The organism is Bacillus sp. AFS040349 (assembly GCF_002577655.1).
In the GTDB taxonomy this organism is placed as follows: domain Bacteria; phylum Bacillota; class Bacilli; order Bacillales; family Bacillaceae; genus Metabacillus.
Genome location: NZ_NUMC01000007.1, coordinates 138,758 through 164,723, shown reverse-complemented (window position 1 = coordinate 164,723; position 25,966 = coordinate 138,758). Strand labels below are relative to the sequence as shown.

The following is a 25,966-nucleotide window of genomic DNA, read 5'->3' as shown; positions in this document are numbered from 1 at the left end:
ATCACTCACTTTAATCAATGATGGCTAATTGCCTCGTTTTCTCAGCAACTTCCTCCGGATCGACTTTAATTCTTGCCACACCGGTTTCCATTGCTGCCTTAGCTACTGCTGAAGCAACAGCTGGTGCCACTCTTGGATCAAATGGTGCCGGAATCACATAATCTGGACTTAAATCCTTTTCAGATACAAGTGCTGCAATTGCCTCAACCGCCGCAATTTTCATTTTCTCATTAATGTGTGTAGCACGTACATCTAACGCACCTCTAAAAATTCCTGGGAAAGCCAATACATTGTTTACTTGGTTTGGAAAATCAGATCGACCTGTTCCAATAACCTTCGCACCAGCTTCTTTGGCCTCATTCGGCATAATTTCTGGAACAGGATTAGCCATAGCAAAAATAATTGGATTCTCATTCATTGATTGAACCATTTCTTTAGACAAGGCCCCTTCAACCGAAACTCCAATAAATACATCGGCACCTTTAATAACATCGGCTAAACTACCTTCTAGCTGATCTCTATTTGTGTATTTAGCTACTTCCGATTTCACGTTGTTCATACCGTGTGAACGATTTTCAAAGATCGCACCTTTCGTGTCACACATAATAATATCTCTTACACCATAGCTATATAAAAGCTTAATGATTGCAATACCAGCTGCTCCTGCACCGTTAGCTACAACCCGGATATTAGACATACTTTTTCCGACTAATTTAAGAGCATTAACAAGCCCTGCTACTGTTACAATCGCAGTACCATGTTGGTCATCGTGAAAAATAGGGATATTCGTTTCCTTTTTTAAACGTTCTTCAATAACAAAACAATTAGGAGCAGCTATGTCTTCTAAGTTTACTCCACCAAACGTTGGTTCAAGCAACTTAACTGTATTAACGATTTCATCAATATCTGTCGTGTTTAAGCAAATTGGAAATGCATCCACTCCAGCAAAACTTTTGAAAAGAACAGCTTTTCCTTCCATAACCGGTAATGCTGCTTCAGGACCAATATTCCCTAACCCGAGCACAGCCGTACCATCAGAAACTACTGCAACCATATTACCTTTCATCGTATAATCATAGACTTTGCTTTTATCATCATAAATGTCTTTACAAGGTTCAGCTACACCAGGTGAATAAGCAAGGCTTAAATCATAAGCATTTTTCACTGGAATCTTTGACTTTGATTCTAATTTCCCTTTGTTAACACGATGAATATGTAAGGCTTCTTCTCTTAATGACATCATGAACACTCCCCATGTAAAGTACTAGAACAAGTACCCTATTGTAAGAATCTAATTGTTTGGTTACCAGTTCAGCTGTATCTATTATTATTCTGCCTATCACTCTTTAAAAAAAGTGGTCAGACCACTTTAAATCATTATTAAATGATAACATAATTCATTTGATTGTAAAGCATCGTTTAGCATAAACATACTCATTTACGAAAATAGCCTTACAATTAAAGGCTACTCCTGTTTTAGCACAACATTATTTTGCCCAAGTAAATTAATTAAATCTGTTAAACACTCTTCTGTAGCTGAAACTGAGAACTCTTCAGGTAATTGAATGGTCCTCTTATCATGCTCATAATAGAGGTAGACAGGGATACTCCCATGAAAACGACTTAGTATCTCCTTTACATCTAGAAGCTTTTGTTGATCTGAGAACTGCTTCTCAATTTTCACAAATAGCTTTCCATGTTTTGAAACGGCTGGTAAGTGATCCAGTTCTTTTATTTGCTGAACAATAAACTGAATTTTATCCTGTCTTCTTTCAACTTTTCCCTCCAGATAGAAAATCATTCCGTCCTTCACCTTTTCACCAAACTTTGAATAAGTTTGTGGGAAAATAACCGCGTCAATATCTCCTGTTTCATCTCCAAGTAGTAAAAAAGCCATAACCTCACCTTTTTTAGTACGTATTGTTCGTACATTTGCTACCAAAGCCCCAATTGAAACCTTTCGATCTACATTTGAGGATAGATCATCAATAGTAACAGCACGGACTGCATGAAGGTTTGAACGGTACATTTCAACAGGATGAATCGAAAAGTATAAACCTAGAGATTCTTTTTCAAATCTAAGTTTTTCTTCAATTTTAAATGGCTCTACTTCAATATACTTTGGCTTTAGATTAAACTCTTCTTCCAAAAAGAGATCAAATTGACTTTCATCTGATGGAGTCATTAGCTCTGCATGCTCAATGGCAACATCCAGGCTTGCAAGCAAAGTTGCACGATCAATAGTAAACTCATCCATTGCACCAGCAAAAATAAGTTGCTCCATTGTTTTTCTAGTCACAATTTTCATTGACACCCTTATACAAAAATCAAATAAGTCAGTAAAAGGTCTTTTCTTTCTTGCATGAAAAATTTCCTTAATAGCCGCTACACCTACATTTTTAATAGATGTTAAATTATAGCGAATACTAGCACCTTCTACTAAAAATGCAAACTCACTTTTGTTTACAGAGGGTGGCAGCACTGCAAAACCTTTACGTTTCGCCTCTCGAACATATTGAGCAACTTTATCTTCATTTCCACTTACACTTGTTAATAAAGCTGTTAAAAAATGGAGAGGGTAATTTGCTTTTAAAAAGGCTAATTGGTAAGCAATCATACTATAGGCAACTGCATGACTACGGTTAAATCCATAGTTGGCAAACTTTACAATTAAATCATAAATTGAGTTTGCCACTTGTTGACTATAACCGTTTCTCATACAGCCCGAGACAAAATGTTCCCTCTGTTGATCTAGTATTTCTTTCTTTTTTTTCCCGACGGCTCTTCTTAATAAGTCTGCTTCCCCTAGAGTAAATCCTGCAATAGTAGAAGCCAATTCCATTATTTGCTCCTGATAGACAATAACACCATAGGTATTCTGTAAAATCGGTTCCAGTGAGGGATGTAAATATGTTGTGCTTTTTCTTTTATGTTTTCTGTCAATATAAAGTGGTATATTTTCCATCGGACCAGGTCTGTATAACGCATTTACAGCAACAATATCCTCAAGATTGCTAGGTTTAAGACGCTTTAAAACACTTCTCATCCCCTCGGATTCAAGCTGAAAAACTCCTGTTGTATCTCCCTGGGATAAAAGATCAAACGTTTTTTCGTCTTGATAGGATATGTTCGTCAAATCAACTCGTTTTCCTTCAACACGTTGTATAGATTTCATAATATTCTCGATTAAAGAAAGATTTCTTAAGCCTAAAAAATCCATTTTTAAAAGCCCGAGATCTTCTAAGTAATCCATAGAGTACTGTGTTAAGTACACATCCTGTTGCCCTTGCTGAATTGGGACAATATTTGTTAAAGGTTGATCACTTAAAACAACACCTGCTGCATGTGTAGAAGTATGCCTTGGGAGGCCTTCTAGTTTTAAAGCTGTTTCATAGATTTTTTTATTCAGCTCATTTTCAGTAATTAATTTCTGTAGTGCCTGAGATTCTTTAAATGCTTCTTGAAGGGTGATTCCAGGTCGAGATGGGATCAGCTTCGATAAGACATCTGTTTCCTTAGGCGAAGCTCCCATTACTCTCCCCACATCACGAATAGCTGCTTTTGCTGCTAACGTACCAAAGGTAATAATTTGAGCAACGTGTAACTTCCCATATTTGTTTGCTACATAAGCTATTACTTCATCACGTCTTGTATCTGGAAAGTCAATATCAATATCCGGCATAGTAATACGCTCTGGATTTAAAAACCTTTCAAAAAGTAGCCTATGTTTAATTGGATCTACATCCGTAATTCGTAGCACATATGAAACAAGAGAGCCGGCAGCAGAACCTCGTCCTGGACCTGTTAATATACCATGATCATGAGCGTACTTCATAAAGTCCCATACAATTAAAAAATAATCACTAAAATTCATTCTTTTTATAATATCTAACTCATAGCTTAGTCTTTGTAAATAGATAGAGTCAGGGTTTTCAAATCTTGTATTTAATCCTTTGTAACAAAGCTCCTCAAGATATTCATCAGCATGTTGGTTTTTGGGAGTAGGGTATTTTGGTAGATGCGTAACGCCCAGATTAAGATTCACTTTACACCGAGCAGCTATCTTTAATGTATTTTCTAATACATCAGGGGACTCCTCGAATAAAGATACCATTTCAGCTGGAGTCTTTAAGTAATTTTCATGTGTACCTTTTAGGTCAACATGAAAATCAGAAAGCTTTTCACCACGTTTTAATGCGATTAGACATTGCTGAGCAAGGTAATCTTCCTTTTCGATATAGCAAACATTATTCGTTGCCACCATAGGAATATTCACTTCATGACTAATATTCAGTAAATGTTTATGTAGAGACTCATCTTCTAAGGATACTCTCTGAGTTCCTAAGTAAATTGAGTTTTCACCAAATAGAGTTTGATATTTTTTTAATAAGACAATTGCTTGCTCAAACTGTTCTTTTTCAAAGCTTTCCATGAACATCTGTCCTGGAATAATGGCTATTAATCCAGAATGATAGCTTTTTAACCATCGGTCCGGAAGCCCTTCAGGTGATTTTGTTTGAAGAGCACTGCTTATTTTTAATAAATTCTGATACCCCTCGTTATTTTCAGCTAGTAGTACAGCTGTCATGTCAGTCTCATGTTGTTCATCTATGATTGTGACTGTCATACCTAAAATAGGCTTTATTCCATTTTCTTGACAAAGCTTATAAAAAGCTACAGCCCCATACATCACATGAAAATCAGTCAATGCTATAGCATTGAATTTATATTCTTTTGCCTTATTAACTAATTTATCTAATCTTGCTGCACTTGAGAGCAAGCTGTATGCACTTTTCACTTGAAGGTGAACAAACGGCATATATTCCCCTCCTTTCTACATTTGTTTTAAATTTTTATTCAAGGATCATTTATATATCCTTCATTATATTCCCGCGGTTATATAGTTACAAATAAGAGCGTTCACTGTTAGAGAATTTAGACCATTCCTACAACAATATTTTCTTTCATACTTAAAATAGGTCGTCCATATATATAGAGTAGGGGGTTGATAGTCATGGACAAAGAAGCCTTTATGCCGGCTTTTATTCATAGTTACTTTATAGCACTAGGAGTACTTTTAGGTGGCACGCTAATCGGTGCCATTGGTGCTTTTTTAGCAGGAGAACCACCATTAACCAAAATGTTTGAATTTGCTAATAGGCTAAAAATTTGGGCTCTTGTTGCAGCAATAGGTGGTACGTTTGATGCTTTTTACAGCTTTGAGCGTGGAATTTTTCAAGGTGAAACACGAGATATTGTTAAACAAGTATTGTTAATTGTATCAGCTATGGGTGGAGCTCAAACAGGTTGGTTACTTATCACTTGGTTAACACAGGAGCATCTTTCATGAGAATCCCGCCGCACTATCAGCAACCTTCATGGCAACGTTTTTTTGCAGGTGCAGCAATAGGGGCAGTTATTAGTTGGGGTGTTTTCCTTTTTATTTTTGGAGTTATTCAAGAAGAACATAGTACAATTATAAATAAACAAAAGCAAACAATTCAAGATTTAGAGAATGACAAGAAAATCTATCAAGAAGAGTATACAAAATTAAACAAAAAAGCTCAAGAAAAGCTGACTGTTCAAGAGATTAAGATTAAATTAACTAACGGTGATCGCTACCTTTTTAAGGATTTTAGGATAACGAATATTGAAAACAGTGTAAAGGAAGATTTAAAAGACGTAATGGCCAAGGATATTGAGAGTATCGTTTCTAATCATCTATTAATAGAACGAATTATTGAAAATAAACCATTAAAGTTTGATGGAAAAGAATACAAACTTGAAATGACAAAATTCATGTTAACCACCACACTATACATTGAAGTTAAAATATCCTTTGTAGACTAACAATACTCCTAAGGAATTTGAAATATTTGAGATTTTCATTAAAAATTAATCGCAAAACCTTCCCTTTTCCGATAAAATAGAAATAGGAAAAACAAGGAAAATACATTCACTTAAAAACAAGCTGGTTTGCTCTCTAACAAACTGGCTTTAACTTCCCCTTCCACTCTTCACAGAACATTTATTCCAACAATTATGACAATTGATTCCTTGTTTAACCAACTCACTTTATAACGATTTATCGGTTGTACCACTACTTAACGGAGGGATGGATATGTATATTTTAAGTTCAAAACAAGTTGTCCAGGAAAAGATTAACCATATCAAAAAAGGGTTCTCAGCATATGTAGAAACAGCTGAGCTTGCAAACATTATCAAAAAAGAATGTCAGATTCTACAATTGGATGTGTATGAGGATGCTACAGAGCTAGGTTATTGGTTTATTCCGACCAAAGAAAAGTAACCGCTATCATTATTTCTTCAATGTAAAACTCCATTATTAAAGTGGCGTTTTCAAAGAGCCTCATCACATGTTCTATTCAAACCACTAGAAACGTAATCCATAACTTTATTGTAAGCAAACTAACCTCTACACTATCATCCTTCTGGATCGTAAATTTTAAGGTAAGGAACTATGTCATCTTATGACTACAGACTAGGGTTAGAAAAGGGTTCGGCAGTTATTACCGAACCCTTTCTTATTTCTTAAGATCATTCATCCTGACATAGCACTTCTAGATCATGTAAAACCTGTTTCGCTTCTTCCCAGCTATATACAGAAGCTCCAGATGCGAGTGGATGTCCGCCACCATTATATTTTTTAGCTAATTTATTTATCACAAGTTTTTTTGCTCTAAGTCTAACACGAATCTGATTTTCTTCTTCCACAAAGAACACCCATGCTTTCACACCTTCAATATTACCTAAAATTCCAACAAGCTGAGAAGCTTCTGAAGGGGTCACATCAAATTTCTTTAATATATCTTTTGTTATACTCATTGATGCAGAACCTGACGATGTTAACGTAAAGTTTTGAAGAACATATCCACTAAGTTTAGCGACGTTTCTCTTTGTTTTGTAAAGTTCGTCGTAAATTGGTGTAGGGTTAATTCCTTTTGAGATTAATGCACTAGCATACTGAAAAGTTTTCTCCGTTGTACTCGGGAATAGAAACCTTCCTGTATCACCCACAATCCCAGTATAAAGAAGTTCTGCCGCTTTTTCAGATAATTTAAAGCCGTGATCTTTACCTTCTAAGTACAGTTCATAAATCATTTCACTTGTAGCACTTGCTTCAGTTTCCACCCACAAAAGATCTCCGTATTGATCCTCATTTGGATGGTGATCGATTTTAATCAATTTTTTACCTGTTTTATAACGTTGATCACTGATGCGGGCTTGGTTTGCTGTATCACATACAATAACAAGTGCTTCTTGGTATATCTCGTCTGAAATATGATCCATTTTATATAGAAACTCAAGCGATTGCTCAGATTCTCCTACAACATAGATTTTCTTATTTGGGTATGTAGCTTTTATCATTTCAGCCAAACCGCATTGAGAGCCATAGGCATCCGGATCTGGACGAACATGGCGATGAATGATAATTGTGTCATTTTGGCTAATTTCATCAAGTATTTGTTGTTTCATTTTGGTCTCCTTTTCTCTCTATATAGTTTATTAAATCATAAATACAAATTTTAAAAAAGAATGAATCTTCAGGATTTTCATTTCATCGTATTTAGTTAAAGACATGTTAAACTAAACATGCTATCTTTTATTATAGGTTGTTTAAGAAGATATTTCTTCTTTTTTACCTTACTAGATGCAAGAGTAGAAAAAATACTCATCTCAGTAGTGGAGGTTTTTATATGCCAGTTTTAGTTGTACTTATTATTTTTTCACTAGCTTTCTATTTGTACTATAGGGTCAAAGCATACCGATCAAATAAGCAAGCGGAGAAAAGTTGGATATCTGCGAAAGCTAGCATTGCATTAGGTCTGTTTGTTGCATTTTTTGGGCTTAATCAATTATTTATGTTTCGCTCAACCTTATCATTTGTTGTGGGAATTATTTTTCTGTTAATCGGTTTTGGCAGTGCTTGGGCAGGATACCGAGCTTACAAGCATTATCTTCCATATGTTCTAAAAGAAATAAAAGAGCAACAGTAACGAATCTCTCGAAAAAAATAGGGTTAACTGTTTTATAAAAACAGCTAACCCTATTTTTTCCTTGTTTTATCTCTCAATCAATTGAACCATCATCATCGCTTTTCCTACGACTATACCGTCGCTATATGCTTCTATATCAATTTTTCCAAACTTACGACCAACCTCTAATATTTTCGGGTGAATTTCAAGCACTGATTCCATTTGAACAGGTTTAATAAAGTATATTGTGATATTTTCAACAACAATGTCACCTTTTTTCTGTGCTCTTAGATAACGATTAACGGACTCTGTAACAAGTGTCGTAAAAACCCCATAAGAAATGGTGCCAAGGTGATTTGTCATTTGCGGAGTTACTTCACATCGAAAAATACTACTGCGTTTTGATTCATCATCAATAGTTATAAATTGATTTGTCACGATGTCATCAAGTTTTTCACCAATTTGTGGTTGACGTTGGATCATTTGAAGAGCTTTGAGAACATCTTGACGACTAATAATCCCTTGCAATCTATTCTGCTGGTCTACTACCGGCAAAATTTCGATCCCTTCCCAAACCATCATTTGTGCTGCTGATGCGACAGAAGTTTTACCAATTACTGTAATCGGACTTTTAGTCATTATTTTTTCGATTATGGTTGAATGGTCGTTCCCCATAATATCTTTAGAGGTAACAATTCCTTGCACTTTTAAGTTCTGATCTATCACTGGAAACCGACCATGCCCGGTTTCATAGTTATGTTGATACCAAGTTGCCACCGTATCAGACGTTGATAAACAGATTGTTTTATCAATCGGTGTAAGAATATCCTCCACCTGTACGATTTCTTTCTTAATTAACTGATCATAAATTGCTCGATTGATCATGGCACCAACCGTAAAAGTATCATAGCTTGTTGAAATAATTGGCAGCTCCAGCTCATCAGCTAATTTTTTCACGCTATCTTCTGTATCAAAACCACCTGTTATCAATACTGCTGCACCAGCTTCAAGCGCATATTGATGGGCAGTTGTACGATTCCCGACTATAAGTAAGTTCCCTGCACCTGTATATCGCATCATGGCATCAAGTTTCATCGCACCAATGACAAATTTATTTAATGTTTTATGTAAACCTGCCCGTCCACCTAAAACTTGCCCTTCAACAATATTAACAACCTCAGCATATGTTAATTTCTCAAAGTTCTCTTTCTTCTTTGTTTCAATTCTAATCGTTCCAACACGTTCTATCGTACTAACATATCCTTTGTTCTCTGCTTCTTTAATTGCACGATATGCTGTTCCTTCGCTAACATTTATATCCTTCGCAATTTGTCTGACAGAAATTTTTTCACCAACTGGCAGTGAAGTTATATACTGCAAAATTTGCTCGTGCTTTGTAGCCAAGCCGCATCACCCTTTTTATATTAGTGCATTTATCTAATAAGACCGCACAAATACGGTTTAAAAAACAAACTAATCCACTTTTATTATAAGGGTGAAGAAGGCTTATATCAACGCAGTGTTTGTCTTTGTCTCTTTTTCTGAATTTGCTTATATGATTTTAACTGCTTTGCTTGAACCTGTTGCTTTGGTCGGTACAAATAATGAGCAAAGTTTCCACCAATAACAAAAATCGCTAAGCACAACCAGCTCATAGCAAATACAGTTTGCGTTTGATTGCCCGAAAGTGAGATATGTTGAAGTCCAAAATAGAGCATCATTAATGCTATTAATGCGTACATTAGGTTTTTCATCTTGATTCATCCTTTCTATAAAAGCTTTGTTTCATTTTATGCATGTACACATAAAAAAAGAAGCAATGAATGAGATTCTTTGCTTCTTCTGATAGCATACTATCATTTTGCGCTATTTTTACTATTTTATTTCTAACACAGTAACCCCAATAAATTGTCCGTTTCATTACGCTCCAGACAATCGCTTTCCGCGGGGAGGAAGCTGAGCCTCCTCGGCTTTGCCTGCGGGGTCTCAGCCTTTCCTCTACCTCCCGCAGGAGTCATTTTCTTCCTCTTCATTCCACTAAGTTTATAAAAACAGGTTTAAAAGCAACACGTATAAACTTGGCTTGTGGTTTTCAACTCTAAACATTCTGTAAATCTTTTTTCCACATTATATGAACTATCCTATTAAAGCTCGTATTTTTCTCCCACTTTTAATGGCAGGCCAATGCCTTCTGGTAAGGATTGAGCGAATTTTTCTGGATCCTGCTTAATTGCTGGAAAAGTATCATAATGGATAGGAACGACTTTCTTTGCGTTTAGCCAAAGAGCTGCATCCTTTGCGTCTTCAGGACCCATTGTTAGATTATCTCCGATTGGTAAAAATGCAAGGTCTATTGAATTTCGTTCTCCAATCATTTTCATATCAGTAAAGAGTGCAGTATCACCTGCATGATAGATTGTTTTGCCTTCAGATGTTAATAAAATACCTGATGGCATACCAGTATAAATAATGGTACCATCCGGCTCTTGATAGCTTGACCCGTGAAAAGCCTGTGTTAGTTTTACTCTGCCAAAATCAAAATCATATGCTCCCCCAATATTCATTGGGTGAATATCAATTCCATTTTTCCCTATGTAAACCGCCAGCTCGTATGGGGCGATAACTAAAGCATTATTTTTCTTGGCAATTTCTATTGTGTCCCCAACATGATCATTATGACCGTGTGTAAGAATAATAACATCTGCTTCAACTGAATCAGCTGTCAAATCTGTTAATTCATTGCCAGTAATAAATGGATCTATAATGATTTTTTTATTGTGTGCTGCTACTTGTACAACTGCATGGCCGTGATATGAAACTTCCATTTTATTCAACTCCTTATATGTTAAATGGTTAAATGAATAAGATAGTCCACTAAAACTTTACCCATTTTTATTTCTAGCTAAACGTTTACATGAAAAACCTAGCTTTCACTAAGTTTTTCATGTGGTGTTATACTCGTGAATCCATTAATGAAGTAGCATCCTTAAAAAATAGTCCATGTGCCTCGGCAACTGCTTTATACGTTACAAATCCCTTCAACGTATTCAATCCTTTCAACAGCGCAGAATCTTCTAAACAAGCTTTTTGGTAACCTTTGGTTGCAATTATATTTGCATAGGGTACAGTGACATTTGTTAATGCCAATGTGGATGTTCTTGGAACTGCCCCTGGCATATTAGCTACAGCATAATGTAGAACACCATGTTTTTCATATGTTGGATTGTCATGGGTCGTTAACCTGTCAATTGTCTCAAAAATGCCGCCTTGATCAATGGCAATATCAACAATCACAGAGCCCTTACCCATTGCCTTTACATCCTCAGCAAAAACAAGATTTGGTGCTTTTGCCCCAGGAATTAACACAGCCCCAATAACTAGGTCTGCTCGTTGAACTGATTCTGATATTGTGAGGGGGCTAGACATGATTGTTGATACGTCTTTTCCAAATAAATCATCAAGCTGCCTTAGCCGGTCCGAGTTTGTATCAAGTATCGTAACCTCTGCCCCTAATCCACATGCAATTTTGGCGGCATTTGTACCAGCTACACCACCGCCTATAATTGTCACACGTCCTCTTTGTGTACCGGGGACTCCAGCTAGCAAAATTCCTTTACCACCTTTTGGCTTTTCTAATAGTTGAGCACCGATTTGCGAGGCCATTCTGCCGGCAACTTCACTCATTGGTGTTAATAGAGGAAGTGACCCATTTGAAAGCTGTACAGTTTCGTATGCAATCGATGTTACCTTTTGATTAATCAAAGCTTTTGTAAGCTCTGGTTCAGCCGCAAGATGTAAATAAGTAAATAAAATCAGATCATCACGAAAATAGGAAAATTCCTCTTTTAACGGCTCTTTCACTTTCATTACCATGTCCATTGACCAAGCCTCAGCAGCTGTTTTCACAATCGTTGCACCAGCATCTTTGTATTGCTCATCTGTAAAGCCGGATCCTAACCCTGCATTCGTTTCAATACAAACTTCATGTCCAGATTTTATTAACTGATTTGCTCCGGCTGGCGTCATCGCTACACGGTTTTCATTATTTTTCAATTCAGCTGGAATGCCGATTTTCATAAGTATTCACCCTTTAATTTGCGTTCTTATCAGTATGACCATATTTCATCATATGATGACGCAATAAGACAGGTTAGTGAATTTTTTATAAGAACAGATATTTTCTTGTTTTCAGACATGAAACCGGTGTATTACGTTTGCTCCACCAGTAACTTCAATAATGGAGCCTGTGATCATGTCCGAATTTTCATCACATATAAAAGCAACAGTTCTTGCAATATCTTCTCCTGTACCGGAACGGCCAATTGGTGTTTTCGATTCAACATCACTCATTATTCTAGACTGCTCAATCGTTGCTTCTTTCATTTCTCCGACAATGTTTCCTGGGCAGATCATATTAGCGGTGATCCCATGTTCTGCTTCTTCAATGCTTATTGATTTCGTTAGTGATACAAGACCTACCTTTGCAGCACTGAAAGCAGAGCGATGAAGCCAACCCGGAGAGGATTCGGCTCCTTGAAAACCATATGTAATAATTCTTCCATATCTTTGCTGCCTCATGATCGGAATAATCTTTTTGAACAAATGAAAGACTGAACTTAAATTTCCTTCTATCATTTGATACCATTCTTCGTCTGTATAATCAGCAAGCTTCTTTCTTTCAAATATGTGTGGACCAGCATTATTTATCAAACAATCTATTCTACCGAACCGTTCAATCGTTAAATCAATCATGTTTGTGAGATCTTCTTTTTTCGTAACATCACCTTGAACAAAAAGAATACGATCTGATAGATGTGAATAGGTATTTTTGAGGTTTTCTACTGCTTCTATGTCTTTTCGATAATTAATTGTTACTGAATACCCGCGTTGTAAAAACTCTTCAGTGACCTTTTTTCCTAACCCTTTAGATCCTGCAGTAATAAGGGCATGTCTCACGATATCTTCCTCCCCATTTAACTTGTCCTTAAAAGGATATCAATCATTAATACGCTTTATCTAAAGGAATATTCCTTTGTAAAACTGTTTATTTTTTATAATTGGAATGGATTACTTCGATATTATCACAATAACTGATAGATCTATCCATTACTACTTCTATTGTGCTGATAAATGAGAGATTTTACAATTATCTTGTTTTGAAAAGGATTTGAGGAAAATTAGTAGGGTTTTTGAGGATTAAAAAAGCTGACTCATCTTAAGCCAGCATGACATACTTTTAATCTTTTCTTATTGCTCGAAAATGTTCTTGTAAAAAGTTTGGATCATATTGCTGTTCGACAACCCCACTTGAATAAGAATCAGTTAATTGTTGCATTGTTTCTTGTTCGCCAAGGTGGTCGTAGTAATACGTTTGTCTCGTAACTCTTCTTTCTTTCACAGTTTTCAGCTCCTTATTTTCAAATGCTCGCGATTAGTTTATCTGAAAATAAGGAGCTTATACTGTTAATTACTGTTTTTTATTTTTTAGGAAATTGTTTTAGCTTAACGTTTTCTTTGCCTTTTCCAGTGCTTGTTTGACCATTTCAAAGCCAGTCCCACCAGCGCTCATACGTTTTCTTACTGCTTCGTAAGGATTGATCATTTCATATAAGTCTTCTTCAAATAAAGAGGAGGCTTTTTTATATTCTTCAAAAGGCAGATCCTTTAAATAAATTCCTGATTGAATGCATTGATAAACCAAAGTCCCAACAACTTCATGTGCGTCTCTAAATGGCATACCTTTTGTTGATAAATAATCTGCAAGTTCAGTAGCATTAGAGAAATCTTCTGATGTTGCTTTTTCCATCTTCTCTTTGTTTACTTTCAATGTATCAATCATACCGATAAAGATTTGAAGACTTCCTTCAATCGTTTTTACGGTATCAAACATTCCTTCTTTATCTTCTTGAAGGTCTTTGTTATAAGCAAGTGGAAGTCCTTTTAAAATAGTTAAAAGTGACATTAAGTTTCCATACACTCGACCTGTTTTCCCTCTAATTAGCTCAGCCATATCAGGATTTTTCTTTTGTGGCATAATACTGCTTCCTGTTGCGTAAGTGTCATCAAGTTCAATAAATTGAAATTCTTGCGAACACCAGAAAATAATTTCTTCACAGAAGCGTGATAAATGCATCATTAGCAATGAACTGTTGCTAAGAAATTCAATAATAAAGTCGCGGTCGCTTACCCCATCCAAGCTATTTTCATAGATGCCATCGAAATTCAGCTTTTCAGCAGTATATGCACGGTCAATCGGAAAGGTAGTTCCAGCAAGTGCAGCACTGCCAAGCGGCGAAATATTTATTCTTTTTAGTGATTCAGTAAATCTCTGTTTATCACGGTCAAGCATCCAAAAATAGGCCATTAAATGATGGGCAAATGAGATTGGTTGTGCACGTTGAAGATGAGTGTACCCAGGTAAAATTGTTTCAACATGTTCCTCAGCTTTGCCAATTAGCGATTGTTGCAAGCCCTCAATTAATTCAACAACCATTGCAACATGTTTACGCAAATAAAGATGCATGTCAGTGGCTACTTGATCGTTACGGCTTCTTCCTGTATGTAATTTCCCTCCAACAGGACCAATCTCATCAATTAATAGTTTTTCGATATTTAGATGAATATCTTCATAGTTTACAGAAAAAGTTAGTTCATTCTTTTTCGCTTTTTCTAACAGTGAAGTTAAACCTTTTGTGATTTGGTTTGCTTCGTCTTGAGTAATAATTCCGCACTTACCAAGCATTTCAACATGTGCGAGACTACCTGTGATGTCTTCCTCAACTAATTCCTGATCAAAATGGATGGATGCGCCGAACTCATCCACCCATTGTTCAGGGGTTTTTTGGAAGCGACCACCCCAAAGTTTTTTCATACTTCCACCTTCTTGTTGTTTTTCACCATGCTGTTTACTTTTGTTGGAAGTCCAAATAATTCGATAAAGCCAATTGCTGCATTGTGATCAAATGCATCATCTTTCGTATATGTTGCAAGTTTCTCATCATATAGAGAGTACTCAGATTTTCTTCCTTCAACAATCGCATGACCCTTGAATAATTTCACTCTTACAGTACCTGTTACATATGTTTGTGTTTCTTTTAAGAAAGCGTGTAAAGCAGATTTTAATGGTGAGAACCATAAGCCGTTATAAATAAGTTCTGCAAGCTTTTGTTCAATCACTGGTTTGAAATGAGCAACCTCTTTCACTAATGTTAAATCTTCTAACTCTTTATGAGCCTTAATTAGTGTCATTGCACCAGGACATTCGTAAACTTCACGAGATTTAATACCAACAAGACGATTTTCTACATGATCGATACGACCTACACCATGCTTACCAGCAATTTGATTTAATTCAAGAATTAATTCATGTAATGGATAAGCTTTATCATTAATCTTCACTGGTACACCTTGCTCAAATTGAATTTCGATCATTTCCGGTTGATCTGGTGTTTTTTCAATTGGTGTTGTTAAATCATATGCACCTTCAGGAGGAGCAGCCCATGGGTCTTCTAAAATACCGCACTCGTTACTTCTTCCCCAAAGATTTTGGTCAATTGAATATGGGCTATCTAAATTAATAGGAATCGGAATACCATGTTTAGACGCATATTCGATCTCCTCTTCACGAGACCATCCCCACTCCCTTACTGGAGCAAGAACTTCAAGATCAGGATTTAATGCTTTAATTGAAACTTCAAAACGTACTTGGTCATTTCCTTTTCCAGTACAGCCGTGTGCAATTGCAACCGCGTTTTCCTTTTCTGCAATTTCAACTAACTTCTTAGCAATTAATGGACGAGATAAAGCAGAAACTAACGGATATTTTCCTTCATAAAGTGTATGTGCTTGTAAAGCAACTAGCGCAAAATCTTTTGCGAATTCTTCTTTAGCGTCAATCATATATGATTCAACAGCACCTACTTGAAGAGCTTTTTGTTGTACAAATGCTGTATCTTTTCCTTCACCTACATCAAGGCAAACCGCAACAACAGCGTAACCTTGTTCTTGTAACCATTTAACTGCAACAGAGGTATCTAATCCTCCGGAATATGCTAAAACAACCTTTTTCATCTAATTGTTCCTCCTCAGTTGTATAAAAATTAATATATGTTTATAAAAATACATTTATTGTATAGATAACACTTTACCAACTGTTTCCCTGTTTCGTCAATAGAAAAATGTATATTTTCTTAATTCTTTGTATAAAAATAAATTTTTCTGTATTGCTCAAGTTAATATATACGGTTCATTTAAAAATGTTACGTACTTATAGATGATTTGATTCCACTATTGTAAAATAAGGAAAGATCATGAATGGAAGAAGGAGAAAAATTGAGCGAACACTTTACCTATGATCCTAGACTTAAAATAATGATTCCAACCCTGGATAAACCATGGACAACATATAGTATGCAAACTCAAAACCTCATATTAACAGAGTGGGAAAAAATCCGTGGTCATATTCCTGACAAAATTATAGAGGTAGAAAAAGAAATAAATAGGAAGCAGGAGCTACTTAACCATGAGGAAGATTTTGATACATCTTGTGAATTAAACGGGGAAATTGCGGAGCTTGCTTCTATCATAAATGATTTGTGGATATGGTTTAGAGCAACCCAACATGTGTCACCAGTTAAAACGCATAGCTAAAACAAAAGAAGGCTAATTCTAGCCTTCTTTAACTATTTCATATTAAGTCCTTCTTAACCTCTCTAACTACATGACCTAGTTCAGGAAGGATCAACTTCTCCATTGCCAGCTTAACAGCACCAGATGAACCTGGCATAGAAAAGATCGCAGTATTCATTGCTACTCCAGCTACAGCTCTACTTAAAATGGCGGCAGAGCCAATATCATCCCGGTAGCTAAGCATACGAAAGATCTCACCGAAGCCTGGTATTTCTTTTTCAATTAACGATTCAACTGCTTCAATCGTCACATCTCTTTTCGCTATCCCAGTACCCCCATTTGTTAAGACAACATCAATCTCTCTTGTTTCACACCCTTTTAAAACAGAACTGCGAATCAATGTTTTTTCATCACGGACGATTTCATAATCAACTATGATGTGGCCATTCTCCTCTAATAATTTCTTTATTAACTGACCACTTTTGTCAGTTCCTTTATCTCTTGTGTCACTAATTGTTACAACCTTGCACCTTATATGATCAGGAGCGTGTAACTTATGTTCTTCAGTACTCATGATACCCTCCTGCTACTGACTAGTTTTTTCAGAAATAAGTCTATATTGATAATAATTATTTGCAAATTCCGTTATCTGCCGTGTAAATTGATAATTTCCAGCAGCACCAATCATCATACTAACAAGTGGAATCCCTGCGACCAATTTTCTCTTAAATAAAGATAAGACAGAAAGCTTCGCAATTTGAGCAAGAATATACTTTATGCTATTTTGGTCAGCCATATCCTCGTTACCTTCATAAAAATAATTCATCCCATTATCCGATTGGAGTTCTTTCTTTAATTTAATCCATTGTTCGTATTGTAAATGTTTTGGCATTAAAGCGGCATGATACACTTTTAACGAAGTCATCATTTCATATGGATTATTTATCTCATAACCATAACACATAGAAATCATTTGAATGGCTCTTAGATTCATAACTGCCTGCAATGGAATATCAGCACTTGTGAGAAGCATTCCTCCTGTACCAGTGATACCTCCTTGAAAAAAGGAATAAAGCCGGTGTTTAGAACTCTGTAAATCAGCTAAGTAATGAAGCTGATCGATCGAAAGGAAATGTAAATCACTGATCTGCTGAATACGATTGTTCAATGCTCTTGCAGACAACAGTATTTGACTTTTCGCATCTTTCTGTATAAATGAATTTTGAATAACAGAGTGCAGGTTAAAAAGACTCGTATCCACTTTTTCATAAAACACCTTCTGCATTCGCTCAGGTATGTCATCAAGTTTCCGAGTAAGCCACCTGTCAAACGTTCTTTGAAAATCTGTACGACCATCATTTTGAAGGTCAATTTCCCATGTTTTAATTTCCTCTAATATAGCTTTCTCACGACTCAATTCATTCATCCTCATGATCTCCTTACTCTAAGCAAAGTAGGTATTATTTGGTGAACTTGTTATTTTTATCATAACATAAAAGCCCAGAATCAGAATAATAACAAAGGAACTGATTTTGTAAAGATCGTTGCATTTAAAAATTGTGAAAAGACATCAAATTTGAAGTTTTTGTTACATCTATTTTCTTTCGACAAGAAAAGCATGTAACGAAATATAACAATCCTATAGAATGATGTTGTACTCTAACATATGATTAACACAATCAAAATAAAGAAGGAGTGTTGAAGATGAAACATTTCGTGTTTACGATTGATTCAGATGAAATTATTATCAAAGCCAATGGAATGATTGATGCGGTCTCAAAGGTAAAACAATTGATCATAGACAGTGGAAATGATAAAAAAGAATTGAAGTTTGTAGGTGTTAAGTATTAATGATTTTATATAATTCCTGTAAAAATAATTCTAAACAATACCCCGGTATGCTGGTTAAATAAAACACTTTAACCCAGCATACCATTTTTAATCTTCATAGAAAAAGACAACCATTTAAGGTTGCCTTTAAGAAACATGATTATTTTGCCATTCTTACTACATCTCTTGCTATCATTACTTCTTCATTTGTAGGAATTACTAATACTTTTACTGGTGAATGTGGATAGCTAAGGTATGCCTCTTCTCCACGAACCTTATTAAGTGCAGGATCCCAATAAATCCCCATAAATTCAAGACCTTTTAATACACGTGCACGAATTTCTGTACTATTTTCACCAATACCGGCTGTGAAAATAATTGCATCAACACCTGACATTCTTGCAGCATAAGAACCAATATATTTATGAATACGACTAGCAAACACTTCTAATGCTGTTTCTGCTCTCTCGTTGCCTTCTTTAGCAGCTGATTCGATATCACGTAAATCACTTGAAAGACCAGAAATCCCTAAAATACCGCTTTTCTTATTTAAGATATCCAGCACTTCATCAGCTGTCTTTTCTGTTTTCTCCATAATAAATGGTATTAAAGCCGGATCAATATTCCCTGAACGTGTACCCATTGCTACACCTGCTAGTGGTGTGAAGCCCATAGATGTATCAATAGAGCGACCGCCTTCAATTGCAGCAATACTTGCTCCATTACCTAAGTGACATGAAATTAATCGTAAATGCTCTACAGGTCTTCCTAAGATTTCTGCTGCACGCTCTGATACATACTTATGGGAAGTTCCATGGAAACCATATTTACGAATTCCATATTTTTCGTAATATTCATAAGGCAGGCTATATAAGAAAGATTGTTCTGGCATGGTTTGGTGAAATGCTGTGTCAAATACTGCAACAGCCTCAACATTTGGAAGAACTTCTTTGAAAGCCTTGATTCCTACAACATTGGCTGGATTGTGAAGTGGTGCCAAATCAGAAAGCTCTTCAATCTTAGCAAGTGTTTCATCTGTAATTAAAACAGAGTCATTAAATACTTCTCCACCATGTACAACACGATGTCCAATTCCATCTATTTCATCTAAAGATTGAATAATCCCTAAACCTGTAAGCTTAGATAATAAAATTTTAACAGCTACAGCATGGTCTGGAATATCTGATACTTCTGTTTGTTTTTCATCATTTACAGTAATGCTGAAAACCGAATCGTTAATCCCAATTCTTTCAACTAATCCTTTTGTTAATACTTTCTCACTTGGCATATCAAAAAGTTGAAATTTTAGAGATGAACTACCTGCATTGATTGCAATAATTTTTGCCATTTAGTAACTCTCCTTTTTTGTTTATACAAGCTGCCGTTAACAAAAACTCTTTATATGTAAAACGATCAGCAAGACATCTTTCATTTAATCGTTAGTCTATATTGAAAAAATCATTTCACAGAGATTCATCATAATCTTTACTTTCTTATTCTCTACAAAATGCTACCGATTATTATCTGCCTTTTCCATTTAAACACTGACATTTCGACATTTCAAGAACTTGATAAAATTGCAATCGGTTACACCTAAAATTCGTATAATTCAAATAATTCAACTTATGGATTAGGTGCAGTAGATAATGAATTTACACTTGTTTTTATAAAAAATCTCTTATCAAATTGTACTGAATCATAAAACAAAAAAGAGACTCTTTTTGAGCCTCTTTCTTGTTTTTCATTACTTGTTTTCACTAAACCATTTATCAATTTGCTTCATAATGGAGTTCATTGCCTCTTTATTTGAAAATTTCGGAAGCTCAGCTAGTATTGCTTGTTTTGGCTGGGTAGCTTTTTCTCCTTTTTTCTGAAGAATTAAAATACTTTTTCCGTGTCTTTCATCTTTAAAGAGTGATAATGGTAATTTAATAAATCCTTGTATAATTGCGGCTTTCCGTAGATACTCATTTAACTTTGGTGCTTCTTTTGTTTCAAATAAAGAATTAGGAACAACAAAAAATAAATATCCATCTTCCTTAATATGCTTGATACTCTGTTCCATAAAAAGGTGATGTGAATAAGAATGACCTTCATCAGCTTTTAATTCATATTTTGCTGCTTCCAGATCATTAGGATAATACCCCACTGGAAGATCGCAAACAACAAGATCAACTGGATCTATAAACAATCGCTCTAAGCTATCTTGATTAAAAAATTGAACAGGATGCTCCTGAAGATTTGCGCTTATATAAGCTAATCTTATAAGCAAATCATCAACTTCAACCCCGTGACTATCCACTTCTTCGATCGTTAAATAATTTAGGATTGTTGTAAGTAAATTCCCCGTTCCTACTGCCGGATCTAGAATTGATAGTTTGTTTTGTTTTCCCACAAATTTACTAACAAGATATCCCAAGAACAAGCCAATTGTATCTGGTGTCATTTGATGATTAGGGTGTGCACCATCTTTTAATCCTTTTAAGATTGCTAATTGAAAAGCTTTTCGCAACTCTTCTCTATCATACGAACCTAACGTTACAGATTCATATTTTCTTTTTAAGCTTTTAGAAGTTATCTCACTTAAATCCTCTTGTAAGATAGATTGTTGGAATAAGTTTTCTCCTGTTTCAGCTAACGCCTCTATGTATGTAATATTACACTCCTGAGCGAGTAAATCTGCTGTTTCATTTATTACTGCAAACAAATTTTCAATCTTTGATATTGTTTTCATACATTTACTCCTCCTAGCACTTTACCTCTTTCCATTCTAGACATTGTTTTTCGTTTAGTCAAAGTAATCGTACTAGAATCAGTAAATAGAAAATGAAATAAAAATAGAAAAAGGACCGACATATTGTCAGTCCCACATGATTAAACTTATTGTGCCGCTTTAGCTGCTTCAATTGCCGCTTCATAATTTGGATGATTCGTTGCTTCACTAACATATTCCACATATGTTACTTTATCATTTGAATCTACAACAAATACTGATCTTGCTAATAAACGTAATTCCTTAATTAATACACCATAAGCTTCACCAAAAGAAGCATCACGGTGATCAGATAATGTTTTTACATTTTCAAGACCATTCGATGCACACCATCTTTTTTGTGCAAATGGTAAATCCATGCTAACTGTTAACACTTCAACATTTTCAAGCTTTGATGCATCTTCGTTAAAACGGCGGGTTTGTGCATCACAAACTCCTGTATCAATAGAAGGAACTACTGAAATAATACGTACTTTCCCTTTTGAATCAGCTAGTGAAACTGGTGATAAATCATTTGCTAGTACAGTAAAATCTGGTGCTTGATCACCAACATTAACTTCATTTCCTAGTAATGTAACTGGGTTATTTTTGAACGTAATAGATGCCATATCGAACTCCTCCTTTTAATTATGTACAGAGTAAATATAGCCTAGCTTTCCAAAATTATCAATTATTATGTTTTTAAAGTTCAGTTAACTTTACCTTCCGAAAAAATAACTGCCTAATAGTAGGCAGTTAAATGTCTAGATCTTGTTTTTGATTTTGACTTGATTGATTGTTATTAATATCTTCTAAAGGATCTGTCTTTTGGTCATTACTCTTATCCTTTTTAAATATACCTTGAATTTTTTCAACCGCTTGAGGTGCAGCCTCCAAAATTTTCTCGTATAAGTGGGTGCTCTCGTCTAAATGAAGCATCTTCACTCCATTTGAAGAAACGATTAAGAATGCGATAGGAGTGATTGAAACTCCACCACCACTTCCGCCGCCAAATGGAAGTTTTGGTGTTTTTTGACCTTGACCATCACCTTCTTCTTTGCTAGCTGAATTAAATTCACTACCTCCAGCTGCAAAACCAAAGCCAACCTTTGAAACAGTTAAAATTACACTTCCATCGGGTGTTTCAACAGGATCTCCTACAATGGTATTTACATCAATCATTTGTTTTAAATTTTCCATTGCAGTCTTCATTAACCCTTGAATTGGATGATCACTCATTATGTAGCCTCCTTTAGAAATTTTAACCGGTCATGCTCATCTCATCGAGAAGGGGTCATAGCCATCTTAGTTCATGCTAATTTGCAAAAAATGAAAATGGTTTGGTCTTAAGTTTAGGGCGACCACCTTTCCAATATTTGATAAGCTGAATACCTGCCAACATAGCTTGCCCGATTCGAAATTGAATCATACATTGTAATTTTGTTCTTGAACAATAAACATTAAATTCAGGTGTAATTGAAATAATAGGTGTTGTATGCAACTGCATATATTGACTAACGATGCCAACCACTCCACCTTTTATCGACCATACTAATCCTGTCAGCATTCCTGTATGGGCAGCATCTCCAATTCCGATTTGTGAATGCCACTCAAATTCTTTCACTTTTACTTTCTTTAAAAACCGTCGTACTATTTTATGTAATCCCACTACATGCTGCAGAATTTCTTTTACATCATGTATCGCTTTTACTTCCTCTTCAGGTGTAATCTTTTCTTTTCCCTTTTTCACCTTTTTGTTTGAATTCTCATCACCAAGCTTCTGTTCTTGCTTAACAATTACATTAGCTTCATCATCAACCTTTATTAAGGGAATGGATATCGTATAACGAATTATGCCAAGCCATGCCCGAAACTTTATTTTTATATGATCATCATCTCCGACGTGAAGTAAATCAATGATAACTGTTAGTCTTGTCAGCAAAATAAGAGAAAAAAGGAATAATAATATCAATATAATGACTATGATCCAAACCATTATGTCACACCCTTTCATTTTGCATTATCACCTCTTAAAAATTAAAATAAACCTGCTATTTTATATAACAGGTTAAAAAATAAGCTTGGTGTTAAACAACTATAAGAGAGATGAAGACTAAAACTGTTAGGATTACGAAGAGAGATGGTCTTCATAAGGGCGATAAAGAACAAAATTGCTGGGAATTCGAAGACTCTTTTCACCTCAAGCCAAAATAAAAAGCCTGTTGATTAAACAACAGACTCTTCTTTGATTGATTTTGAAAATACTTTTTCATGAATAACTAGGGTGTCAGCAAAAATATCATGTAAAGCTTGTTTTTTTGGAGTAAATGCTGCAATCACATAACCAACCCAAATCATTTTTGAAATATACCTTCCAATTAACTCTCTGAATAAGATTGTACCCCAATTTAAATTTTCTTCTCCCTTAGTAGAAACTACTTTTAATCCAAAAACCATTTTTCCTAAGGTTTGCTTCAACAGTTTTGTCATGATCACAAAATATGCAAAAAATGTAATGGCAGTAATAATTGAAACAACTGAAAAGATATATGAATCATTTGTATCTATGCCTATTAACTGTAACAGGGGGTAAACAACGATACGATTAATACTACCAATAACAATCAGGTCTATTAAATATGCCCAAAAACGAATCCAGAAGCCTGCTAGTAGATTTGTATAGTCTACAACTGTTTCTTTTTCTACAGGTTGATCCTTTTCATGATGATCTAACCCCTCATATGTAGCGTCCACATACAGCCCTCCTTATTCAGAATATAAATACATTAGCCTTGGTGAGTTTGTATTTGATAGAAGCTGATAAAGATTTGACAGTTCAATGTCTTCCTTAAATACTTTGCCAGCAGTCATTGTTAGAAAGCTTTCAAAACCTAAAGCTGTACCGTATTGAATCACTTGCGCATCCTCTATTTTCAAATCCTTTTTCATTGCTTTAACTGTATCGTCAAAATAACCTAATTCATCAATTAAGTTAATTTCCTTCGCTTGTCTTCCATCATAAACTCGACCATCTGCAACCTTTCGTACCTGATCTTCTGACAATGGTCTTCCTTCTGTGATAACATCTACAAATCCCGCATAAGCATTATCGACCATTGATTGTAGAATGTTTCTTTCATCCTCTGTCATTTCACGGGTTGGTGAAAAAATATCTTTGTATGGTCCGCTCTTAATCGTTTCAAACTTCACTCCATACTTTTCAGCCAATCCTCCATAGTTAATAGACTGCATAATTACACCTAAAGAACCAGTTAACGTATCGGGTGCAGCAAAGATTTTATCTCCTGCTGTAGAAATGTAATATCCTCCTGATGCTGCTTGTGTTCCCATCGATACATACAATGGTTTTTTGCTAGCTTCTTTTAACTCAAGAAGTTTTTTATGTATTTCTGCACTTTCCACAACTCCGCCACCAGGAGAATTTACCCTTAAAATGACTCCTTTTATCGTGTTATCCTCACCCGCAGCCTCTATCATATCTAAAAACGTTTGATGTTGATATCCCGCTGTACTAAAGAACGAGGTAACATCTTCGCCTGTGTCTTGGATCACTCCATTTACATTTAACACAAGAATTTTACTAAATTCTGAACCCTCATCAATGACTTCCTCGGAAAACTCTGAACCAGTAGAGAATGCTTCTGTGAACATCTCACTTTGATTTAGGAACATCATTGTTGAGCTGATAATAATGGAGAATACAAATAAAACAGCTGCAATTGCTAAAGCTCCCCAGCGCTTACCATTCATTGTTCTTACCTCCTCTATTTTTTTGCAGTATATTATGATTTATCTAGCATGTTGAAACATTTTCTTTTGTAAAAGTGGTAAACTAAACAACATAAAGTATTGTACCATCTTCAAGGAAAAATGTGGAGATTTACATATCTAAGGAGGAATCATTGTGACAGATCGTCGTAATATTTACTTTTTCTACAAAAAAGAGGAACATACACTTGAAAAAATTAACACATTAATTGAAGCTGCTAAAAATAGTGATTTTATAGTTGTAAATGATTATAAAAAGGCAAACATCATTGTCAGTATCGGAGGAGATGGTGCTTTCCTTCAAGCTGCACGAAAAACAAATTTCAGATCAGATTGTTTGTATGTTGGCATCGGCGTTGATGATACATTAAGTCTATACTGTGATTTTCATTTAGATGATATCGAGAAAATGATAGAAGCAATAAATGAATCACAAATTGAAGTTAGACGATATCCTGTTTTAGAAGTGAAAATTGATGATTCAACAACGTTTAAATGCTTAAACGAATGTTCCATTCGTTCAGGCATCATTAAAACATTTGTTATTGATGTTTTTATTGATAATCTCCATTTTGAAACATTCCGAGGAGATGGCATGTTGATTTCTACACCAACGGGAAGCACTGGGTATACCAAGTCTGTAAACGGAGCAGTCGTTGATCCTATGCTACCATGTATACAAGTGAGTGAATTAGCTTCATTAAACAATAACCTTTACCGTACTCTAGGCTCTTCCTTTATTCTTAGCGATAAAAGAAAATTAAAGCTTAAGGTTGTACAAGATGGTAACGACTATCCTGTTATTGGTATGGATAATGAAGCATTAAGTATTCGCCATGTCCAGGAATTAGAGTTCGGTTTAAGTGAACAACCAATTAAAACGGTTAAACTTAAAGATAATTCTTTTTGGGAAAAAGTGCAGAGAACCTTTTTATAATACAGTTAATAAACCGGGGAAGAATACCTTCCT

At 35.3% G+C, this 25,966-nt stretch carries 27 protein-coding genes; 7 read left to right on the top strand and 20 right to left on the bottom strand.

Going from position 1 to position 25,966, the window contains the following annotated elements; genetic code table 11:
* Window positions 1-10 precede the first annotated feature (10 nt).
* Together ystJ and dnaE are read right to left on the bottom strand one after the other, a co-directional pair.
* Entirely contained in the window at window positions 11-1,240 is a 1,230-nt protein-coding gene (ystJ, locus tag COD11_RS01725; protein ID WP_098795025.1) for an NADP-dependent malic enzyme, read from the bottom strand.
* Between the two features lie 225 nt (window positions 1,241-1,465).
* Window positions 1,466-4,819 carry a DNA polymerase III subunit alpha gene (gene dnaE, locus COD11_RS01720; RefSeq protein ID WP_098795024.1) on the bottom strand — a complete coding sequence of 1,118 codons (3,354 nt, stop codon included), beginning with the start codon at window positions 4,817-4,819 and terminating at the stop codon, window positions 1,466-1,468.
* 195 nt (window positions 4,820-5,014) lie between these two features.
* On the opposite strand from dnaE, the gene ytrH reads away from it, so the two are divergent.
* The 3 genes from ytrH (at window position 5,015) to COD11_RS01705 (ending at window position 6,310) form a co-directional block, all read left to right on the top strand.
* Entirely contained in the window at window positions 5,015-5,350 is a 336-nt protein-coding gene (ytrH, locus tag COD11_RS01715) for a sporulation membrane protein YtrH (protein WP_026560822.1), read from the top strand.
* The gene (ytrI, locus tag COD11_RS01710) at window positions 5,347-5,850 is read left to right on the top strand and encodes a sporulation membrane protein YtrI (RefSeq protein ID WP_098795023.1); all 504 of its coding nucleotides are present in this window, start codon (window positions 5,347-5,349) and stop codon (window positions 5,848-5,850) included. The genes ytrH and ytrI overlap by 4 nt, the downstream gene beginning before the upstream one ends.
* A 271-nt stretch (window positions 5,851-6,121) precedes the next feature.
* Window positions 6,122-6,310: a YtzJ family protein gene (locus COD11_RS01705; protein ID WP_098795022.1), complete on the top strand. Its 189-nt coding sequence runs from the start codon at window positions 6,122-6,124 to the stop codon at window positions 6,308-6,310.
* A gap of 248 nt (window positions 6,311-6,558) precedes the next feature.
* Here COD11_RS01705 and COD11_RS01700 read toward each other — a convergent pair whose 3' ends face one another.
* Complete coding sequence (locus tag COD11_RS01700) at window positions 6,559-7,497, bottom strand: DHH family phosphoesterase (RefSeq protein ID WP_098795021.1); 939 nt, start codon at window positions 7,495-7,497, stop codon at window positions 6,559-6,561.
* Between the two features lie 221 nt (window positions 7,498-7,718).
* Between COD11_RS01700 and COD11_RS01695 the strand changes: the two genes are divergently transcribed.
* Window positions 7,719-8,018, top strand: coding sequence for a YtpI family protein (locus COD11_RS01695; RefSeq protein ID WP_098795020.1), 300 nt, complete (start codon window positions 7,719-7,721; stop codon window positions 8,016-8,018).
* Window positions 8,019-8,084: 66 nt separating this feature from the next.
* Here COD11_RS01695 and COD11_RS01690 read toward each other — a convergent pair whose 3' ends face one another.
* From COD11_RS01690 to COD11_RS01660, 8 genes are all read right to left on the bottom strand, one after another.
* Window positions 8,085-9,401, bottom strand: a complete 1,317-nt coding sequence (locus COD11_RS01690; RefSeq protein ID WP_098795019.1) for a CBS domain-containing protein — start codon at window positions 9,399-9,401, stop codon at window positions 8,085-8,087.
* A 107-nt stretch (window positions 9,402-9,508) separates the two neighbouring features.
* On the bottom strand, window positions 9,509-9,751 hold the full coding sequence (locus COD11_RS01685) for a hypothetical protein (protein ID WP_098795018.1): 243 nt from the start codon (window positions 9,749-9,751) through the stop codon (window positions 9,509-9,511).
* A gap of 390 nt (window positions 9,752-10,141) precedes the next feature.
* Window positions 10,142-10,822, bottom strand: a complete 681-nt coding sequence (locus COD11_RS01680; RefSeq protein ID WP_098795017.1) for a metal-dependent hydrolase — start codon at window positions 10,820-10,822, stop codon at window positions 10,142-10,144.
* Between the two features lie 127 nt (window positions 10,823-10,949).
* Window positions 10,950-12,074, bottom strand: coding sequence for an alanine dehydrogenase (ald, locus tag COD11_RS01675; RefSeq protein ID WP_098795016.1), 1,125 nt, complete (start codon window positions 12,072-12,074; stop codon window positions 10,950-10,952).
* Between the two features lie 111 nt (window positions 12,075-12,185).
* Window positions 12,186-12,953 carry an SDR family oxidoreductase gene (locus tag COD11_RS01670; RefSeq protein ID WP_098795015.1) on the bottom strand — a complete coding sequence of 256 codons (768 nt, stop codon included), beginning with the start codon at window positions 12,951-12,953 and terminating at the stop codon, window positions 12,186-12,188.
* Between the two features lie 280 nt (window positions 12,954-13,233).
* Window positions 13,234-13,395: a hypothetical protein gene (locus COD11_RS26630; protein ID WP_162987434.1), complete on the bottom strand. Its 162-nt coding sequence runs from the start codon at window positions 13,393-13,395 to the stop codon at window positions 13,234-13,236.
* Between the two features lie 99 nt (window positions 13,396-13,494).
* Window positions 13,495-14,868: an argininosuccinate lyase gene (gene argH, locus COD11_RS01665; protein ID WP_098795014.1), complete on the bottom strand. Its 1,374-nt coding sequence runs from the start codon at window positions 14,866-14,868 to the stop codon at window positions 13,495-13,497.
* Window positions 14,865-16,067, bottom strand: a complete 1,203-nt coding sequence (locus COD11_RS01660; RefSeq protein ID WP_098795013.1) for an argininosuccinate synthase — start codon at window positions 16,065-16,067, stop codon at window positions 14,865-14,867. Before COD11_RS01660 ends, argH begins: the two co-directional genes overlap by 4 nt.
* A gap of 243 nt (window positions 16,068-16,310) precedes the next feature.
* Here COD11_RS01660 and COD11_RS01655 point away from each other — a divergent pair, with 243 nt between their 5' ends.
* Window positions 16,311-16,646: a hypothetical protein gene (locus tag COD11_RS01655; protein ID WP_231308013.1), complete on the top strand. Its 336-nt coding sequence runs from the start codon at window positions 16,311-16,313 to the stop codon at window positions 16,644-16,646.
* Between the two features lie 37 nt (window positions 16,647-16,683).
* Here COD11_RS01655 and COD11_RS01650 read toward each other — a convergent pair whose 3' ends face one another.
* Window positions 16,684-17,199, bottom strand: a complete 516-nt coding sequence (locus COD11_RS01650; RefSeq protein WP_098795012.1) for a MogA/MoaB family molybdenum cofactor biosynthesis protein — start codon at window positions 17,197-17,199, stop codon at window positions 16,684-16,686.
* A 12-nt stretch (window positions 17,200-17,211) separates the two neighbouring features.
* Window positions 17,212-18,051 carry an EcsC family protein gene (locus tag COD11_RS01645; RefSeq protein WP_176550942.1) on the bottom strand — a complete coding sequence of 280 codons (840 nt, stop codon included), beginning with the start codon at window positions 18,049-18,051 and terminating at the stop codon, window positions 17,212-17,214.
* A gap of 278 nt (window positions 18,052-18,329) precedes the next feature.
* Between COD11_RS01645 and COD11_RS26625 the strand changes: the two genes are divergently transcribed.
* Complete coding sequence (locus COD11_RS26625; protein ID WP_176550941.1) at window positions 18,330-18,476, top strand: hypothetical protein; 147 nt, start codon at window positions 18,330-18,332, stop codon at window positions 18,474-18,476.
* Between the two features lie 139 nt (window positions 18,477-18,615).
* Here the strand turns inward: COD11_RS26625 and COD11_RS01640 are convergent, their stop codons facing one another.
* The 7 genes from COD11_RS01640 to sppA form a co-directional block, all read right to left on the bottom strand.
* On the bottom strand, window positions 18,616-19,803 hold the full coding sequence (locus COD11_RS01640; protein ID WP_098795010.1) for an acetate kinase: 1,188 nt from the start codon (window positions 19,801-19,803) through the stop codon (window positions 18,616-18,618).
* Between the two features lie 396 nt (window positions 19,804-20,199).
* On the bottom strand, window positions 20,200-21,189 hold the full coding sequence (locus COD11_RS01635) for a class I SAM-dependent methyltransferase (RefSeq protein WP_098795009.1): 990 nt from the start codon (window positions 21,187-21,189) through the stop codon (window positions 20,200-20,202).
* Between the two features lie 146 nt (window positions 21,190-21,335).
* Entirely contained in the window at window positions 21,336-21,836 is a 501-nt protein-coding gene (tpx, locus tag COD11_RS01630; RefSeq protein ID WP_098795008.1) for a thiol peroxidase, read from the bottom strand.
* Window positions 21,837-21,963: 127 nt separating this feature from the next.
* A complete protein-coding gene (gene ytfJ, locus COD11_RS01625) occupies window positions 21,964-22,446 on the bottom strand; it encodes a GerW family sporulation protein (RefSeq protein ID WP_098795007.1) in 483 nt (160 codons plus the stop codon).
* 76 nt (window positions 22,447-22,522) lie between these two features.
* Window positions 22,523-23,203 (bottom strand): DUF2953 domain-containing protein, encoded by a 681-nt coding sequence (locus tag COD11_RS01620; protein ID WP_098795006.1) that lies wholly within the window; start codon window positions 23,201-23,203, stop codon window positions 22,523-22,525.
* Between the two features lie 230 nt (window positions 23,204-23,433).
* The gene (locus COD11_RS01615) at window positions 23,434-23,961 is read right to left on the bottom strand and encodes an RDD family protein (protein ID WP_098795005.1); all 528 of its coding nucleotides are present in this window, start codon (window positions 23,959-23,961) and stop codon (window positions 23,434-23,436) included.
* A gap of 12 nt (window positions 23,962-23,973) precedes the next feature.
* Window positions 23,974-24,978 carry a signal peptide peptidase SppA gene (gene sppA, locus COD11_RS01610; RefSeq protein WP_098795004.1) on the bottom strand — a complete coding sequence of 335 codons (1,005 nt, stop codon included), beginning with the start codon at window positions 24,976-24,978 and terminating at the stop codon, window positions 23,974-23,976.
* A 154-nt stretch (window positions 24,979-25,132) separates the two neighbouring features.
* Here sppA and COD11_RS01605 point away from each other — a divergent pair, with 154 nt between their 5' ends.
* Entirely contained in the window at window positions 25,133-25,933 is an 801-nt protein-coding gene (locus COD11_RS01605; protein WP_098795003.1) for an NAD kinase, read from the top strand.
* Window positions 25,934-25,966 lie beyond the last annotated feature (33 nt).

Coding starts and splice junctions, on each gene's coding strand:
- ystJ (WP_098795025.1), bottom strand. CDS start 1,240: ATGTCATTAAGAGAAGAAGCCTTACATATTCATCGTGTTAACAAAGGG.
- dnaE (WP_098795024.1), bottom strand. CDS start 4,819: ATGCCGTTTGTTCACCTTCAAGTGAAAAGTGCATACAGCTTGCTCTCA.
- ytrH (WP_026560822.1), top strand. CDS start 5,015: ATGGACAAAGAAGCCTTTATGCCGGCTTTTATTCATAGTTACTTTATA.
- ytrI (WP_098795023.1), top strand. CDS start 5,347: ATGAGAATCCCGCCGCACTATCAGCAACCTTCATGGCAACGTTTTTTT.
- COD11_RS01705 (WP_098795022.1), top strand. CDS start 6,122: ATGTATATTTTAAGTTCAAAACAAGTTGTCCAGGAAAAGATTAACCAT.
- COD11_RS01700 (WP_098795021.1), bottom strand. CDS start 7,497: ATGAAACAACAAATACTTGATGAAATTAGCCAAAATGACACAATTATC.
- COD11_RS01695 (WP_098795020.1), top strand. CDS start 7,719: ATGCCAGTTTTAGTTGTACTTATTATTTTTTCACTAGCTTTCTATTTG.
- COD11_RS01685 (WP_098795018.1), bottom strand. CDS start 9,751: ATGAAAAACCTAATGTACGCATTAATAGCATTAATGATGCTCTATTTT.
- COD11_RS01680 (WP_098795017.1), bottom strand. CDS start 10,822: ATGGAAGTTTCATATCACGGCCATGCAGTTGTACAAGTAGCAGCACAC.
- ald (WP_098795016.1), bottom strand. CDS start 12,074: ATGAAAATCGGCATTCCAGCTGAATTGAAAAATAATGAAAACCGTGTA.
- argH (WP_098795014.1), bottom strand. CDS start 14,868: ATGAAAAAACTTTGGGGTGGTCGCTTCCAAAAAACCCCTGAACAATGG.
- COD11_RS01660 (WP_098795013.1), bottom strand. CDS start 16,067: ATGAAAAAGGTTGTTTTAGCATATTCCGGAGGATTAGATACCTCTGTT.
- COD11_RS01655 (WP_231308013.1), top strand. CDS start 16,311: ATGGAAGAAGGAGAAAAATTGAGCGAACACTTTACCTATGATCCTAGA.
- COD11_RS01650 (WP_098795012.1), bottom strand. CDS start 17,199: ATGAGTACTGAAGAACATAAGTTACACGCTCCTGATCATATAAGGTGC.
- COD11_RS01645 (WP_176550942.1), bottom strand. CDS start 18,051: ATGAATGAATTGAGTCGTGAGAAAGCTATATTAGAGGAAATTAAAACA.
- COD11_RS26625 (WP_176550941.1), top strand. CDS start 18,330: ATGAAACATTTCGTGTTTACGATTGATTCAGATGAAATTATTATCAAA.
- COD11_RS01640 (WP_098795010.1), bottom strand. CDS start 19,803: ATGGCAAAAATTATTGCAATCAATGCAGGTAGTTCATCTCTAAAATTT.
- COD11_RS01635 (WP_098795009.1), bottom strand. CDS start 21,189: ATGAAAACAATATCAAAGATTGAAAATTTGTTTGCAGTAATAAATGAA.
- tpx (WP_098795008.1), bottom strand. CDS start 21,836: ATGGCATCTATTACGTTCAAAAATAACCCAGTTACATTACTAGGAAAT.
- ytfJ (WP_098795007.1), bottom strand. CDS start 22,446: ATGAGTGATCATCCAATTCAAGGGTTAATGAAGACTGCAATGGAAAAT.
- COD11_RS01620 (WP_098795006.1), bottom strand. CDS start 23,203: ATGGTTTGGATCATAGTCATTATATTGATATTATTATTCCTTTTTTCT.
- sppA (WP_098795004.1), bottom strand. CDS start 24,978: ATGAATGGTAAGCGCTGGGGAGCTTTAGCAATTGCAGCTGTTTTATTT.